Here is a 13,994-nt window from a genome sequence, read left to right as displayed (position 1 = left end):
AAGGGGGGAGAATGGCTGGCGGGCAGGCTGCACACTCCTCAATCCGGTGGTGATTGGCAAAAACCCATCCACCGCCTGATCTCCCCCCTTGAGGGGGAGATGTCCGGCAGGACAGAGGGGGGTAGCTGCGCCAAGGGTCGAAACCAGCCCCACCCCCTCTGCAGAATGCGCACCAACGTCAAACGCCCCCTTCTCCCCGCGAGCGGGGAGAAGGTGAGGATGAGGGGCGAGCGCCATCAGTGGCCGGGATACCGTCAGAGGTGAAGAAGACCGCAAGGCACCGCCCGCCCCTCATCCCCCTGCCGGGACCTTCTCCCCGCCGACGGGGAGAAGGAGGCCGTCATCCTGGAAGCCGCGGTCGATTGGAAAAACACGCAGGAACACGGCCGGTCGTCGCCCCACCCCCTCTGCAGAATGCGCACCAACGTCAAACGCCCCCTTCTCCCCGCAGGCGGGGAGAAGGTGAGGATGAGGGGCGAGCGCCGTCAGTGGCCGGGATGCCGACAGAGGTGGAAAAGACGGCAAGGCATCGCCCGCCCCTCATCCCCCTGCCGGGACCTTCTCCCCGCCGGCGGGGAGAAGGGGGCCGTCATCCTGGAAGCCGCGGTCGATTGGAAAAACACGCAGGAACACGGCCGGTCGTCGCCCCACCCCCTCTGCAGAATGCGCACCAACGTCAAGCGCCCCCTTCTCCCCGCGAGCGGGGAGAAGGTGAGGATGAGGGGCGAGCGCCATCAGTGGCCGGGATACCGTCAGAGGTGAAGAAGACCGCAAGGCACCGCCCGCCCCTCATCCCCCTGCCGGGACCTTCTCCCCGCAGACGGGGAGAAGGAGGTCGTCATCCCGGGCCTGACCCGGGACCCATTGGCAGAATGTGCAGGAACACGGCCCGGTTTTCATCCAGCTACCTCCCAATGCGTCTTGACGCCATTCCGCAACCATGCAAAAAACATTTTAACCCATCGATAAATCCGGATATTTCGATAATGCAGAAAACCGAAGCCATAGACGCACTCGCCGCGCTCGGTCAGGAGACCCGGCTCGATGTGTTCCGCCTGCTCGTCAAGGCAGGGCCGGAGGGTCTGCCGGCAGGCGAGGTCGCGGTGCGGCTGGGTGTCGTGCAAAACACCGCCTCCGCGCATCTCAAGGTTTTGGCACAGTCGGGCATGATCCGCGCCGAGCGGGAAGGGCGCATCATTCGCTACTCCGCCGACATGACCGGCTTCCGCGATCTCCTCGCCTTCCTCATGGAAGATTGCTGCAACGGAAACCCGGATCTCTGCCGTCCCGCCATCGAGGCTGCGACGTGTCACTGCTAGGAGGCGAATGCCATGAGTGATAGATCGTTCAATGTGCTTTTCCTTTGCACCGGAAACTCCGCCCGCTCCATTCTGGCCGAAGCTGTTTTGAACCGGGTCGGCGCCGGGCGTTTCAACGCTTATTCAGCGGGCTCGCAGCCCAAGGGTTCGGTGCATCCATTCGCGTTGGATCTGCTCGAGCGCATGAACCACGACATCGCCTTTGCCCGCTCGAAAGACTGGGCGGAGTTTGCAAAGCCGGATGCACCGAAGCTCGATTTCGTTTTCACGCTTTGTGACAGCGCTGCGCAGGAAGCCTGTCCGGTCTGGCCCGGCCAGCCGATGACGGCCCATTGGGGCCTGCCCGACCCGGCAGCGGTGACAGGAACAGAGGCCGAGAAGCACCTCGCTTTCGCCGACACCTATCGCATGCTCAACAACCGCATCTCCATCTTCACGGCGCTGCCGCTCGCCTCGCTCGACCGGCTTTCCCTGCAGCGCCGTCTCGATGACATTGGCCGCACGCCGGCCCTTTCCGAACAGGAACCCCTTGCATGACCGACCACATATTGAACCGCGATGAGGCTCCTGCGGGCGGCATCGGCTTCTTCGAAAAATACCTCTCCGTGTGGGTGGCGCTGTGCATCATCGCCGGCATCGCTCTTGGCAATCTCATGCCTGGCCTGTTCGGCTTCCTCGCCTCGCTCGAATACGCCTCGGTCAATCTGGTCGTCGCCGTTCTCATCTGGGCGATGGTTTTCCCGATGATGGTCAATGTCGACTTCGCAAGCCTCAGCCATATCGGCGACCGGCCCAAAGGCCTCGTCCTGACGCTTGCCGTCAATTGGCTCATCAAGCCCTTCACCATGGCAGCACTCGGCGTCCTCTTCTTCGAATATGTCTTCGCGCCATGGATCGAGCCCGCCGATGCGCAGCAATACATTGCCGGCCTCATCCTTCTGGGTGCAGCGCCCTGCACGGCCATGGTTTTCGTGTGGAGCCAGCTCACCCGGGGAGACGCGACCTACACGCTCGTGCAGGTCTCGCTCAACGATGTGGTGATGATCTTCGCCTTCGCGCCCATCGTCGCCCTGCTGCTCGGCGTGACCGACATCGCCGTGCCGTGGGAGACGCTGCTTCTGGCCACCGGCCTCTATGTGGTGATCCCGCTCGTCGCCGGGTTCCTGACCCGCAAATGGCTGACCGGCCGCGCCTCGGGCGCGGAGGCGCAGAAGGCGGTTGCGGATTTCACCGCTTCGCTCAAACCCGTTTCCGTCATCGGGCTGCTGGTCACGGTCGTTCTGCTCTTCGGCTTCCAGGGGCATGTGATTGTCGAACGGCCGATCCTGATCGTGCTGATTGCCGTGCCGCTCCTGATCCAGTCCTATGGCATCTTCTTCCTGACCTATTTCGCCGCCCGCATCTGGAAAGTGCCGTTCAATGTCGCCGCGCCCTGCGCCCTCATCGGCACGTCGAATTTCTTCGAGCTTGCCGTGGCCGTCGCCATCAGCCTGTTCGGCTTGAATTCCGGTGCCGCCCTTGCCACGGTGGTGGGCGTTCTGGTCGAGGTGCCGGTGATGCTGTCGCTGGTGGCCTTCGCCAACCGCACCCGAGACTGGTTTCCCAAGAGCTGAGCGAGACAAACATGACCGTCACCATCTATCACAATCCCAAATGCGGCACCTCGCGCAATGTGCTGGCCATGCTCCGCGAAGCCGGTGAAGAGCCGCAGGTGATCGAATATCTCAAGACCCCGCCCGGCCGCGAAAAACTGGTTTCGCTGATTGCCGCCATGGGCGTGTCGCCCCGCGCGATCCTGCGCCAGAAGGGCACGCCCTATGACGAGCTGGGCCTTGGCGAAGATAAATGGAGCGATGACGAGCTGATCGACTTCATGGTCGAGCACCCGATCCTCATGAACCGGCCCATCGTGGAAACCCCGCTTGGCACAAAGCTCTGCCGCCCGTCCGAGACCGTGCTGGAGCTCCTGCCGAAAGACGCGGTGAAGGCTTTCACCAAGGAAGACGGCGAGGTGGTGCGGTAGCAGGCTGCGACGTGATCGCGCGTTGACTTCAGCTCCGGGCCGGTTGAGAGTTCCGGCCCGTGAGCACGGATCGCAAGACACCGCCGCCGGCCATCCCCGCGCGGATATGGAAGATCGCCGCCGTCACCGGCGCCGGCGCCTTCATGGCGATGCTCGATTCCACGGTCGTCAATCTCGCGCTCGAAACGATACGGGAAGATCTCGCCACCACGCTGCCTTTGATCCAGTGGATCGCCACCGGGTATCTGGTCGCGCTGGCAATCTCCCTTCCGCTCGCCGCCTGGCTCGGAAACCGTTTCGGCTATGGCCGCCTTTGGGCGTTCAGCCTTGCGGGGTTCACGGGCGCATCGGTGCTCTGCGCCATCGCGCCCGGGCCGTGGTCACTGATCGCCGCCCGTTTTCTTCAGGGGCTGGCCGGTGGTCTCATGGTGCCGGCGGGACAGGCGATCATCGGTGCGACTGCAGGCCCCAGGCAGCTTGGCCGCATCATGGGCGCGCTTGGACTTGTCGTTGCCCTGGGGCCGGCCATCGGCCCGGCGATTGGCGGGCTCCTGCTCGATCATACGTCATGGCGCTGGCTGTTCTGGATCAACGTTCCGGTCGGCGTTGCAGCGCTTCTTCTCGCAAAGGGGCTTGTGCCAGCCGGCGACCGGGACGAGACGCGGCGTCTCGATATTGCGGGCCTGCTGCTGCTTGGTGCCGGGCTGCCGCTCTTCCTCTATGGCGCCACCGAATTCGGTGCCGAAGGCCTCACACGCACCAATCTTGTCTGTGTCGTCGCCGGCCTCGTCCTCGTCGCAGGTTTCGTTGCAAACGCCACACGTGCGCGGCCACCCCTTATCGACCTCGCGCTTCTGCGGAGGCCGGTCTTTGCCACGGCCACGCTCACAACCGGCCTGACCGGTGCCAACATGTATGGCGGGCTCCTGCTCCTGCCGCTTTACCTTCAGGTGATCGCAGCCCGCGACACGGTGGAGACGGGATTTCTGCTTTTGGCCATGGGGCTCGGCAGCGCTCTGGCTCTGCCGGTCGGCGGCGCGCTGACAGACCGTTTCGGCGCGGGACGGGTAACGCTTGCCGGCGCACTTGCGCTCCTCTTGAGCACCTTGCCCTTCCTTCTGCCCACGCCGCTTCCGGCGCTTTGGCTGGCACCGCTTCTCGTTGTCAGGGGCATCGGCATGGCGCTTGGCCAGATGCCGGCCATGACGGCTGCCTACGCCGCCGCGCATAAAGAGGAAATGGGCGATGCGGCAACGCTGGTGAACATCGTTCAGCGTGTCGGCGGCGCAATCGGTGCTGTCCTGATCGTCGTTCTTCTCGCCCATGCGGATGGTGCCGAAGGCTATTTCAATGCGTTCGTGATGCTCTCGATCATCTCGGCGCTCACCATGCTTCTCGCCCTGGTCATGATGCGCCTGACGGCACGAGACGAGCGTGAGGCCGCTGCCGGCTGAGCGTTCGAAGCAAAGGGAATTTGACACTCCCCGCTGTACATTTGCCTCCGACACGCGTAGTAGGGCGCAAAAGCGTTGGTGAAATCGCCGCGCTGCGCGCCCTCCAGACCATCTGCCACAGACGATCTCACAAAGCGCGCTCATTTCCGAAAGAAGATGAATGACCGAGTTCGAAGGCATTGTGCCAGCGCTTGGCCGGGCGTTGGACAAGCGCGGCTATACCGAATTGACCCAGGTTCAGAAGGCTGTTCTGGAACTGGAACCTGCAGGCGCCGATGCGCTTGTTTCCGCCCAGACCGGCTCCGGCAAGACCGTCGCCTTCGGCATCGCGCTGGCGCCAAGCCTGCTTGATGGCGCGGAAAGCTTTGATCGTGCCGCAGCTCCGCTCGGCCTCGCCGTTGCGCCCACGCGCGAACTGGCGCTTCAGGTCAAGCGCGAGCTGGAATGGCTTTACGCAGAAACCGGCGCCGTGATCGCCTCTTGTGTCGGCGGCATGGACATCCGCACCGAGCGTCGCGCGCTGGAGCGCGGTGCCCATATCGTCGTCGGCACGCCCGGCCGCCTGTGCGACCACATCCGCCGCAACGCGCTCGACATGTCGGATTTGCGCGCCGTCGTGCTGGACGAGGCGGACGAGATGCTCGATCTCGGCTTCCGCGAGGATCTAGAGTTCATTCTGGATGCAGCACCCGCCGAGCGCCGCACGCTCATGTTTTCGGCGACTGTCTCGCGCACCATCGCCAATCTGGCGAAGAACTATCAGCGCGATGCGGTACGCATCACCACCGCCGCCGAGCAGAAGCAGCACGGCGATATTGAGTATCGTGGCTTCCTCGCCATCCCACAGGAGCGCGAAAACGCCATCATCAACGTGCTGCGCTATCATGAGGCGCGCAATGCGCTGGTGTTCTGCAACACGCGCGCCACCGTCAATCATCTGACCGCGCGGTTCAACAATCGCGGTTTCTCGGTCGTAGCCCTCTCGGGCGAGCTCAGCCAGAGCGAGCGCACCCATGCGCTGCAGGCCATGCGCGACGGGCGCGCCCGCGTCTGTGTCGCGACGGATGTTGCAGCCCGTGGCATCGACCTGCCCAATCTTGAGCTCGTGGTTCATGCGGATCTGCCAACCAATGCCGAAACGCTTCTGCACCGCTCGGGCCGCACCGGGCGGGCAGGGCGCAAGGGTGTCAGCGCGCTCATCGTCGCGCCCAATGGCCGCCGCCGGGCCGAGCGCCTTCTGCGCGATGCCAAGGTGCGGCTTGAGTGGACCAGCCCGCCTTCCGCCGACGAGGTTCTTCAGCGTGATGACGAACGCCTGATGGCCGACCCGCATCTCGAAGATCCCATTCAGGAAAACGAGGCAGACTTCGTCAAAGCGCTTCTTGAGAAGCATGGCGCCGAACAGATCGCGGCGGCCTTCGTCAGGCTTCACCGCGCAAAGCTCTCCGCGCCGGAGGATGTCACGGAAGTGACCATCCAGGATGGTGGCGGCATGCGCGAGGAACGCGCGCCGCGCCGTGAAGAGTTCGATGAGAGCGTCTGGTTCTCCCTGTCGGTTGGCCGCAAGCAGAATGCCGAGCCGCGCTGGCTTATCCCGCTTCTGTGCCGTGCGGGCGATATCACCAAGCGCGAGATCGGCGCGATCAAGATGCAGCAGGACGAGACCTTCGTTCAGCTCGATGCCGCCTGTGTCGACCGTTTCCTCGCGGCCATCGGCCCGCAGGCCGTTCTGGAGCGCAGCATCCGGGTCGTGCAATTGGACGGAGCGCCTGAATTCGCAGCGCGCGGCAGCGGTCCGAAACCCTTCGCCGGAAAGCGCAGGCCGGCCGGCAAGCCGCATCGCAAGGGTGGCGAGTGGCGTGACGATGCCAAGCCCTGGGCGAAGAAGGATGGCAAACCCGGCAAGCCGAAATTCGCCAAGCCCGCTGGCGGCAAGAAGAAGGCGCGCAAAAAGCCGGACTGACATGAGCGTCGTCAGGAGACGAACAATGTTGCGCCGCAGCATCATCCGGGTTAAACACCGCGCATCCGCTTAGGACCCGGTGAAACTCCGGGTGGCTCTGCCGGCCGCTGATCCGCCGGCGCAACCTCGATCGTTTCTGTCTTTCCCGGCCGCAGAAGCCTGTCGGCGGTTGGAAGTCATGTCTCCTGAAGGTTCCATGTTCTCGCTTTCCCATTACCGTGACGAATGGTTCGGCAATATTCGCGCCGATCTCCTTTCCGGGCTTGTGGTCGCGCTTGCGCTCATCCCCGAAGCCATCGCCTTTTCCATCATTGCCGGTGTCGACCCCAAGGTCGGGCTCTATGCCTCGTTCTCCATCGCCGTCATCACCGCCATTGCCGGTGGCCGGCCGGGCATGATCTCGGCGGCGACAGCCGCCACGGCCGTGCTCATGGTCACGCTGGTCAAGGAGCATGGGCTGCAATATCTGCTCGCCGCCACGGTGCTGGCCGGCCTGTTGCAGATCGGGGCAGGCCTCCTGAAGCTCGGCCATCTGATGCGGTTCGTCTCGCGCTCGGTGATGACCGGCTTCGTCAACGCTCTGGCGATCCTGATCTTCATGGCGCAGCTGCCCGAGCTGATCGGCGTGCCCAACCTCACCTATGTGATGGTCGCCGCAGGCCTTGCCATCATCTATCTGTTTCCGCGTCTGACCAAGGCGATTCCGTCGCCGCTCATCTGCATCATCGTGCTCACCACGGTGTCCATCGCCTTCGGCCTCGATGTGCGCACGGTGGGCGACATGGGCGAGCTTCCCTCCACCTTCCCGGTCTTCCTCATTCCGGACATTCCGCTCAATGTGGAAACGCTCCAGATCATCCTGCCCTATTCGGCGGCGGTGGCAGCGGTTGGCCTTCTGGAATCGCTCATGACCGCCTCGCTGGTGGATGAGCTCACCGACACGCAGAGCAACAAGAACCAGGAATGCATCGGCCAGGGCCTTGCCAACACGGCAACCGGCTTTATCGGCGGCATGGCCGGCTGCGCCATGATCGGCCAGTCGATGATCAATGTGAAATCCGGCGGTCGCGGGCGTCTTTCCTGCTTTGTCGCCGGTGTCTTTCTCCTGTTCATGATCGTGCTTCTGGGCGACTGGGTGCGCCAGATCCCGATGCCCGCACTTGTCGCCATCATGATCATGGTCTCGATCGGCACCTTCTCATGGTCGTCGATCAAGAACCTGCGCGAGCATCCGCTCTCCTCCTCCGTGGTCATGCTCGCCACGGTCGTCTGTGTGGTGGCAACCCACAATCTCGCCATCGGCGTGCTGGTCGGCGTGCTTCTCTCCGGCATCTTCTTCGCCGGCAAGATCGCTCAGATCTTCCGCGTCACCTCCACCCTGTCGGAAGACGGGCGCGAGCGCACCTACCGCGTCGAAGGTCAGCTTTTCTTCGCCTCGGTTGAAGACTTCAACGCCGCCTTCGACTTCAAGGAAGGGTTGGACAAGGTCACCATCGATGTTTCGCGCGCGCATATCTGGGACATTTCCAGTGTTGGCGCGCTGGACATGATCGTGCTCAAATTCCGCCGCGACGGTGCCGAGGTGGAAATCATCGGCATGAACGAGGCCAGCGAAACCATCGTCGACAAGCTTGGCATTCACGACAAGCCGGGCGCACTTGAAAAGCTGATGGGCCACTAAGGGGGGCGAAATGTCCAAGATCACCGCATTCATCGACGGTTCCATCTATGCGCAGAGCGTATGCGAACACGCGGCATGGATCGCCGGCAGGCTTGAAGCCTCCGTGGAGCTTCTCCATGTGCTTGGCCGCCGTGAGACGGGCAGCGCACCGTCCGATCTCTCCGGCAACATTGCGCTTGGCGCGCGGTCATCGCTTCTGAAGGAGCTGTCCGAGCTTGACGAGCAACGCGCGCGCCTTGCCATGAAGCGCGGCCGTGCCATCCTCGAAGATGGCGAGGCTGCCGTGCGTGCCGCCGGCATCGAAAAGGTCTCTGGCCGCATTCGCCATGGCGATGTGGTCGAGACGGTGGCCGAAGTGGAGGAAGATTCCGACCTTCTGGTGATCGGCAAGCGCGGCGAGGCGGCGGATTTTGCAAAACTGCATCTCGGCTCCAATCTGGAGCGCGTGGTGCGGTCGAGCCACCGCCCGGTCTTCGTCGCCAACCGCGCCTTCAAGCCGATCGACAAGGTGCTCGTCGCCTATGATGGTGGCGCAAGCAGCATGAAGGCGGTGGATGCCATGGCGCGCTCGCCGCTTTTTGCAGGCCTCTCCGTCAAGCTTCTCACGGTGGGAAGCGACACCAGCGAGGCGCGCAACCGGCTTGCCGATGCAGAAGCCGTGTTGCGCGGCGGTGGCATCGAAGCGACAAGCGAAGTGCTGCCCGGTCAGCCCGAGACGGTCATCTCCGAGCGCGTCGAGAGCGAGAATTTCGGCCTGCTCGTCATGGGCGCCTACGGTCACTCGCGCATCCGCAGCCTGATCATCGGGTCCACGACGGAGGCGATGCTGCGCTCCTGCAAGATTCCGGTCATGCTCTTCCGCTAATCCTGCAGGCGGGCATGGCGGCTCTTTTCAGCGCCGCGCCCGCCATGCCATGAATGGCAGACCCGGATTGCAAGGAAAGAGCGAACCATGGCCGAAACCTTCGTCATCGCCCAGGGCGGCGGTCCCACCGCCGTCATCAACCAGACCGTTGCCGGTGCGACGCTGGAAGCCATGAAGCTCTATCCCGGCTGCCGGGTGCTCGGTGCGCTGCATGGCGTGCGGGGCATTCGCGATGGCCGCTTCGTCACCCTGTCCGATCTCTCCGAGACCGAGTTGCTGCGCATCGCCGGCACGCCAAGTGCCGCGCTCGGCTCCACCCGCGACAAGCCGGATGCTGACTATTGCGAAGAGATCATGAAAGGTCTGAAGGACGTCGGTGCCGATGCCTTCATCAATATCGGCGGCAACGACACGTCCGGCACGCAGGCCATCCTGCGCGATGCTTCTGGCGGTGGCATGACCTTCATGCACGCACCCAAAACCATCGACAACGATCTGATGGAAAACGACCACACACCGGGCTTCATCTCGGCGGGCGAAATGGTGGCCGGCGCCTTTCTGAGCATCGATCTCGATTTCCGCGCTCTGCCGGGTGTCTATGTGGGCATCGTGATGGGCCGTCATGCGGGCTTTCTCACGGCAGCCGCTGCCGCCTGGGCGCTCGATGAAGAAAGCGGCCCGCATCTCGTCTATGTGCCTGAGCGCGCCTTCGAACGCGCCCGCTTCATCGAGGATGTGAAGGCGACAGTCGCCCGCCACGGGCGCTGCGTTGTCGCCATGTCGGAGGGTGTCTCCGATGCCGATGGGCGCTCGCTCATCGAAACGCTGGTGCCTGCCGAAATGCAGGAGCGCGATGCCCACGGCAATCTCAAGCTCTCCGGCAGCGATCTCGGCCAGGCGATCGAGCGCATTCTGGCCGAAGATCTCGCCGGCCAGCGCGCCCGCGTCGATACGTTCGGCTATCTGCCGCGCGGCAACATCGCCACGATCAGCGAGACCGACGCGCGCGAGGCTTTCGAAGCCGGTGCCTTCGCTGTCCGTTCAGTGGAAAAGGGCGACGGCTCCGTCGCGCTCCAGTTCGATGGCGAAAAGACGGTGTGCCGTCTGGTCGATCTCGATGCCGTTGCCGGCAAGACGCGCCACATGCCCGAGACCTATCTCAGGCCGGATGAAAACCGTCTGTCAGACGAGGGCCTAGCCTATCTGCACCGCCTCCTGCCGCGCCGCTACGATCCGGCAAGGCCGTTTGTGTAAGCTTCGCTTTCTTGGAACGTGTCGCGCTTGCGTTGGGGCTTCGAAGGCCTACAGCGCCGCGCGTCTTATAAGACGCGCAAAGGACGCTGTAACACTTTCAAATGATGCATGTTCGTTGTCTTTCAAATGAATTCATTTGAAAGCGACATGCATTAACGTTTGCGCACGAATTCCGTGCGCAGCACGAGACCCTTGATGCCTTCGTGACGGCAGTCGATCTCTTCCCTGTTGTCCGTCAGGCGAATGGTCTTGATCACGGTTCCTCGCTTCAGGGTCTGGCCGGCGCCCTTCACTTTCAGGTCCTTGATCAGCGTAACCGAATCTCCATCGGTCAGCGCATTGCCTTCAGCGTCGACGACAGCGCCGCGCTGCGCCTCAAGGGCGGCCATTTCCGAGGCCGGCATCCATTCGCCGGTCACGTCGTCATACACATACTCGTCATTGCTGTCGGTCATATCGTGCCTTTCCTGTGCCGTGCTCCGGCATGTCTGCAATCGGTTCCATAGCCCACGCATACGACCTTGGCCACCTCCGTGCGGAGTTGGGAGGCAACAGGCAGACAGCCGTCAGCAGAAGAGATGCCGCTCCCTGTCCACCAGCTCGCCGATGAAGGCTGACGTCACCTGAATGCGGCGCGTCGGGCGCATGGATTCGTGATAGACCGTCCAGTAGCTGCGACGGATCGGTTCGGCCCAGTCGAGTGCGATCAGCTCTTCATCCCCGCGCGCGATAAAGGTGTGCAATATGCCGATGCCGGCGCCGGAGCGCACCGCTTCCACCTGGCCCATGGCTGAGGAAACGGCAAAGTCGGCAGTCCAGTTTTCCGAGATTTCAGCGGCGTAGTCGAGCGTCGGGCTGAACACGAGATCGGGCACATAGCCAACAAGCCGATGACGGCCAAGGTCGGCGGCACGCTTCGGCAGATCGTGTTTCCTGGCATAGGCGCGGGAAGCATAGAGCCCGAGCGTGTAATCCACCAGCTTGGCGGCCACAAGCCGGCCTTCCGTTGGGCGGTCCACCGTCACGGCAATGTCGGCCTCGCGGCGCGATAGCGAGAGCGAACGGGGAACGGGTACAAGCTGTACGGAAAGTCCCGGGTGCCGCTCGGTCAGGGCGCCGAGTCGCGAAGCGAGGAAAGCCACGCCGAAACCGTCCGGCGCGCCGATCCGCACCGTGCCGGTCACATCCTCGCTTTCGCCGGCGATTTCCGCCCGCGCGGCGATCATGTCGGCTTCCATGCGCTCGGCGGTTGCCAGCAACTGCTCGCCTGCGGCCGTGAGTTCGGTTCCGGTGGTCAGTCGGTGAAAGAGCTTTGCCCCGATGGACTCCTCCAGTGCCGCCACGCGGCGAGAAACCGTCGCATGGTTGAGTCCGAGCCGCTTCGCCGCACCTAGAATCTGCCCGGCCCGCGCGACGGCCAGAAAAACGCGCACATCGTCCCAATTCAATCGACCCTCCCATGCTCGATATTTTTCGCACGCGACATTTTATTTCGACTTTATTTTTTGCACAACGGTTGCTGTGCGTGTCACGTTGCAAATCCGGGAGCGAGTAGAGAGAATGGCGCCAACTTCAAAATCAGGGAGAAGTCTTATGGAGGATTTCGGTCACTTCATCGGCGGTAAGCATGTCGCCGGAACGAGCGGTCGCAGCCAGGACGTCATGCAGCCCATGGATGGCACGGTGCGCTGCAAGGTTGCTCTTGCCAGCGCAGCGGAAGTGCGCGCTGCGGTCGAGAATGCGAAGGCCGCACAGCCCGGATGGGCGAAGACCAATCCACAGCGCCGCGTGCGCGTGCTCATGAAATTCCTTGAACTCGTGCACCGTGACTATGACGAGCTTGCCGAGCTTCTCGCCCGCGAACACGGCAAGACCATTCCCGATGCCAGGGGCGATATTCAGCGCGGGCTCGAAGTGGTCGAGGTGTGCATCGGCGCGCCGCACATGATGAAGGGCGAATACACCGAGGGCGCGGGCCCGGGCATTGATGTCTATTCCATGCGCCAGCCGCTCGGCGTGGTGGCGGGCATCACGCCCTTCAACTTCCCGGCCATGATTCCACTCTGGAAGATCGCGCCGGCCATTGCCTGCGGCAACACCTATGTGCTGAAGCCTTCCGAGCGCGATCCGGGTGTGCCGATGCGCATTGCCGAACTGTTCCTCGAGGCGGGTTTGCCCGAGGGGGTTCTGAACGTCGTCAACGGCGACAAGGAAGCGGTCGATGCGCTTCTCGACGATCCGGACATCAAGGCCGTCGGCTTCGTGGGCTCCACGCCGATCGCGCAATACATTTACAGCCGCGCCACCGCCAATGGAAAGCGCGCTCAGTGCTTCGGCGGTGCGAAGAACCATCTTATCATCATGCCGGATGCCGACATGGATCAGACGGTCGATGCGCTGATCGGTGCCGGTTACGGCTCCGCCGGCGAGCGGTGCATGGCCGTTTCGGTGGCTGTGCCGGTCGGCAAGGAGACGGCCGACAGGCTGGTTGAGAAGCTCATCCCGCGTGTCGAGAGCCTCAAGGTCGGCCCCTCCACCGATGCTTCGGCCGATTTCGGCCCACTCGTCACCCAGCAGGCCCTGGAGCGCGTGAAGGGGTATGTCGACCTTGGCGTCAAGGAAGGCGCGAAGCTTGTTGTCGATGGCCGCGATTTCAAAATGCAGGGCTATGAGAACGGCTACTATATGGGTGGCTGTCTGTTCGACAACGTCACGAAAGACATGCGCATCTACAAGGAAGAGATATTCGGCCCGGTGCTCTCCGTGGTGCGCGCCAACACCTATGAAGAGGCGCTGGCGCTGCCGAATGACCATGAGTTCGGCAATGGCGTCGCCATCTTCACCCGTGACGGTGACGCGGCACGTGATTTCGCAGCCCGCGTGGATGTCGGCATGGTGGGTGTGAATGTCCCCATTCCAGTGCCGATTGCGTATTATACTTTCGGAGGATGGAAGGCGTCCGCTTTCGGCGATCTGAACCAGCACGGGCCGGATGCGTTCCGCTTTTATACCAAGACCAAGACGGTCACCTCACGCTGGCCTTCAGGCGTGAAAGACGGTGCGGAATTCGTCATTCCGACAATGAATTAGGCGGATTTCCGCCTCTTTTCTCCAGCGTTTCGCAAGGCCCGCATCGGCACACGATGCGGGCCTTTTCGCTGGCGGTCTGGATGCAGCCGTTTTGTTCTTTTTTGTCTAAAACTTGCAATATTGATGCGAGTTTACCGTAGATTCCGAGGGAATCTGCGCAAAACGCTCAAATTTTCCCCGTCAATGCAATGACATTGCATTGGTCCAGTGCTAGCTTCCCGCGTCAATAAGAGCCGGAGAAACCGGCCTTCGGTCTGGAGCCGGTCGTGGGAAGTTTGACGTTGCAATCGGGCGTCATTCCTCTACGACTATCAAGGGGAAAGAATAAGAAATGCGCCTGAATGG

The 13,994-nt window shown here is 62.8% G+C and carries 12 protein-coding genes and 1 other annotated feature; of the genes, 10 read left to right on the top strand and 2 right to left on the bottom strand.

Translation table 11 applies throughout. The features are described from left to right. Window positions 1–986: 986 nt before the first annotated feature. The 9 genes from KUG85_RS12320 (at window position 987) to KUG85_RS12280 (ending at window position 10,559) form a co-directional block, all read left to right on the top strand. On the top strand, window positions 987–1,319 hold the full coding sequence (locus tag KUG85_RS12320) for an ArsR/SmtB family transcription factor (RefSeq protein WP_065818061.1): 333 nt from the start codon (window positions 987–989) through the stop codon (window positions 1,317–1,319). Between the two features lie 12 nt (window positions 1,320–1,331). Next, window positions 1,332–1,856 (top strand): arsenate reductase ArsC, encoded by a 525-nt coding sequence (locus KUG85_RS12315; RefSeq protein ID WP_223005442.1) that lies wholly within the window; start codon window positions 1,332–1,334, stop codon window positions 1,854–1,856. Further along, window positions 1,853–2,932 (top strand): ACR3 family arsenite efflux transporter, encoded by a 1,080-nt coding sequence (arsB, locus tag KUG85_RS12310; protein ID WP_223005441.1) that lies wholly within the window; start codon window positions 1,853–1,855, stop codon window positions 2,930–2,932. Before KUG85_RS12315 ends, arsB begins: the two co-directional genes overlap by 4 nt. A gap of 11 nt (window positions 2,933–2,943) precedes the next feature. Further along, on the top strand, window positions 2,944–3,342 hold the full coding sequence (arsC, locus tag KUG85_RS12305) for an arsenate reductase (glutaredoxin) (protein WP_007010807.1): 399 nt from the start codon (window positions 2,944–2,946) through the stop codon (window positions 3,340–3,342). Window positions 3,343–3,401: 59 nt separating this feature from the next. Then, window positions 3,402–4,796 carry a DHA2 family efflux MFS transporter permease subunit gene (locus KUG85_RS12300; protein WP_223005440.1) on the top strand — a complete coding sequence of 465 codons (1,395 nt, stop codon included), beginning with the start codon at window positions 3,402–3,404 and terminating at the stop codon, window positions 4,794–4,796. A gap of 160 nt (window positions 4,797–4,956) precedes the next feature. Beyond that, window positions 4,957–6,759 carry a DEAD/DEAH box helicase gene (locus KUG85_RS12295; RefSeq protein ID WP_223005439.1) on the top strand — a complete coding sequence of 601 codons (1,803 nt, stop codon included), beginning with the start codon at window positions 4,957–4,959 and terminating at the stop codon, window positions 6,757–6,759. Between the two features lie 69 nt (window positions 6,760–6,828). Continuing rightward, window positions 6,829–6,884, top strand: a sequence feature (sul1 is cis-regulatory element that is thought to sense ions involved in sulfur or methionine metabolism; They are found in Alphaproteobacteria). Between the two features lie 71 nt (window positions 6,885–6,955). Then, entirely contained in the window at window positions 6,956–8,440 is a 1,485-nt protein-coding gene (locus tag KUG85_RS12290; protein WP_223005834.1) for a SulP family inorganic anion transporter, read from the top strand. A gap of 10 nt (window positions 8,441–8,450) precedes the next feature. Then, window positions 8,451–9,305, top strand: a complete 855-nt coding sequence (locus KUG85_RS12285; protein ID WP_223005438.1) for a universal stress protein — start codon at window positions 8,451–8,453, stop codon at window positions 9,303–9,305. Between the two features lie 87 nt (window positions 9,306–9,392). After that, entirely contained in the window at window positions 9,393–10,559 is a 1,167-nt protein-coding gene (locus tag KUG85_RS12280; protein WP_223005437.1) for a diphosphate--fructose-6-phosphate 1-phosphotransferase, read from the top strand. Between the two features lie 152 nt (window positions 10,560–10,711). Here KUG85_RS12280 and KUG85_RS12275 read toward each other — a convergent pair whose 3' ends face one another. Continuing rightward, entirely contained in the window at window positions 10,712–11,014 is a 303-nt protein-coding gene (locus KUG85_RS12275; protein WP_223005436.1) for an alkylphosphonate utilization protein, read from the bottom strand. Between the two features lie 111 nt (window positions 11,015–11,125). Next, window positions 11,126–12,007: a LysR family transcriptional regulator gene (locus KUG85_RS12270; protein WP_065818071.1), complete on the bottom strand. Its 882-nt coding sequence runs from the start codon at window positions 12,005–12,007 to the stop codon at window positions 11,126–11,128. Between the two features lie 145 nt (window positions 12,008–12,152). Here KUG85_RS12270 and KUG85_RS12265 point away from each other — a divergent pair, with 145 nt between their 5' ends. Further along, window positions 12,153–13,649: a CoA-acylating methylmalonate-semialdehyde dehydrogenase gene (locus tag KUG85_RS12265; RefSeq protein ID WP_065818072.1), complete on the top strand. Its 1,497-nt coding sequence runs from the start codon at window positions 12,153–12,155 to the stop codon at window positions 13,647–13,649. The last annotated feature ends 345 nt before the right edge of the window (window positions 13,650–13,994 follow it).

Source organism: Nitratireductor rhodophyticola (genome assembly GCF_019891355.1).
GTDB lineage: Bacteria > Pseudomonadota > Alphaproteobacteria > Rhizobiales > Rhizobiaceae > Nitratireductor > Nitratireductor rhodophyticola.
Note: the sequence above shows the minus strand (reverse complement) of the source record. Positions and strands in the feature narration are given on the sequence as shown.

What these genes read in the sequence shown, in the direction of transcription:
- KUG85_RS12275 (WP_223005436.1), bottom strand. Translation starts at nt 11,014, where the DNA reads ATGACCGACAGCAATGACGAGTATGTGTATGACGACGTGACCGGCGAA.
- KUG85_RS12285 (WP_223005438.1), top strand. Translation starts at nt 8,451, where the DNA reads ATGTCCAAGATCACCGCATTCATCGACGGTTCCATCTATGCGCAGAGC.
- KUG85_RS12295 (WP_223005439.1), top strand. Translation starts at nt 4,957, where the DNA reads ATGACCGAGTTCGAAGGCATTGTGCCAGCGCTTGGCCGGGCGTTGGAC.
- KUG85_RS12280 (WP_223005437.1), top strand. Translation starts at nt 9,393, where the DNA reads ATGGCCGAAACCTTCGTCATCGCCCAGGGCGGCGGTCCCACCGCCGTC.
- KUG85_RS12290 (WP_223005834.1), top strand. Translation starts at nt 6,956, where the DNA reads ATGTTCTCGCTTTCCCATTACCGTGACGAATGGTTCGGCAATATTCGC.
- arsB (WP_223005441.1), top strand. Translation starts at nt 1,853, where the DNA reads ATGACCGACCACATATTGAACCGCGATGAGGCTCCTGCGGGCGGCATC.
- KUG85_RS12265 (WP_065818072.1), top strand. Translation starts at nt 12,153, where the DNA reads ATGGAGGATTTCGGTCACTTCATCGGCGGTAAGCATGTCGCCGGAACG.
- KUG85_RS12315 (WP_223005442.1), top strand. Translation starts at nt 1,332, where the DNA reads ATGAGTGATAGATCGTTCAATGTGCTTTTCCTTTGCACCGGAAACTCC.
- KUG85_RS12320 (WP_065818061.1), top strand. Translation starts at nt 987, where the DNA reads ATGCAGAAAACCGAAGCCATAGACGCACTCGCCGCGCTCGGTCAGGAG.
- arsC (WP_007010807.1), top strand. Translation starts at nt 2,944, where the DNA reads ATGACCGTCACCATCTATCACAATCCCAAATGCGGCACCTCGCGCAAT.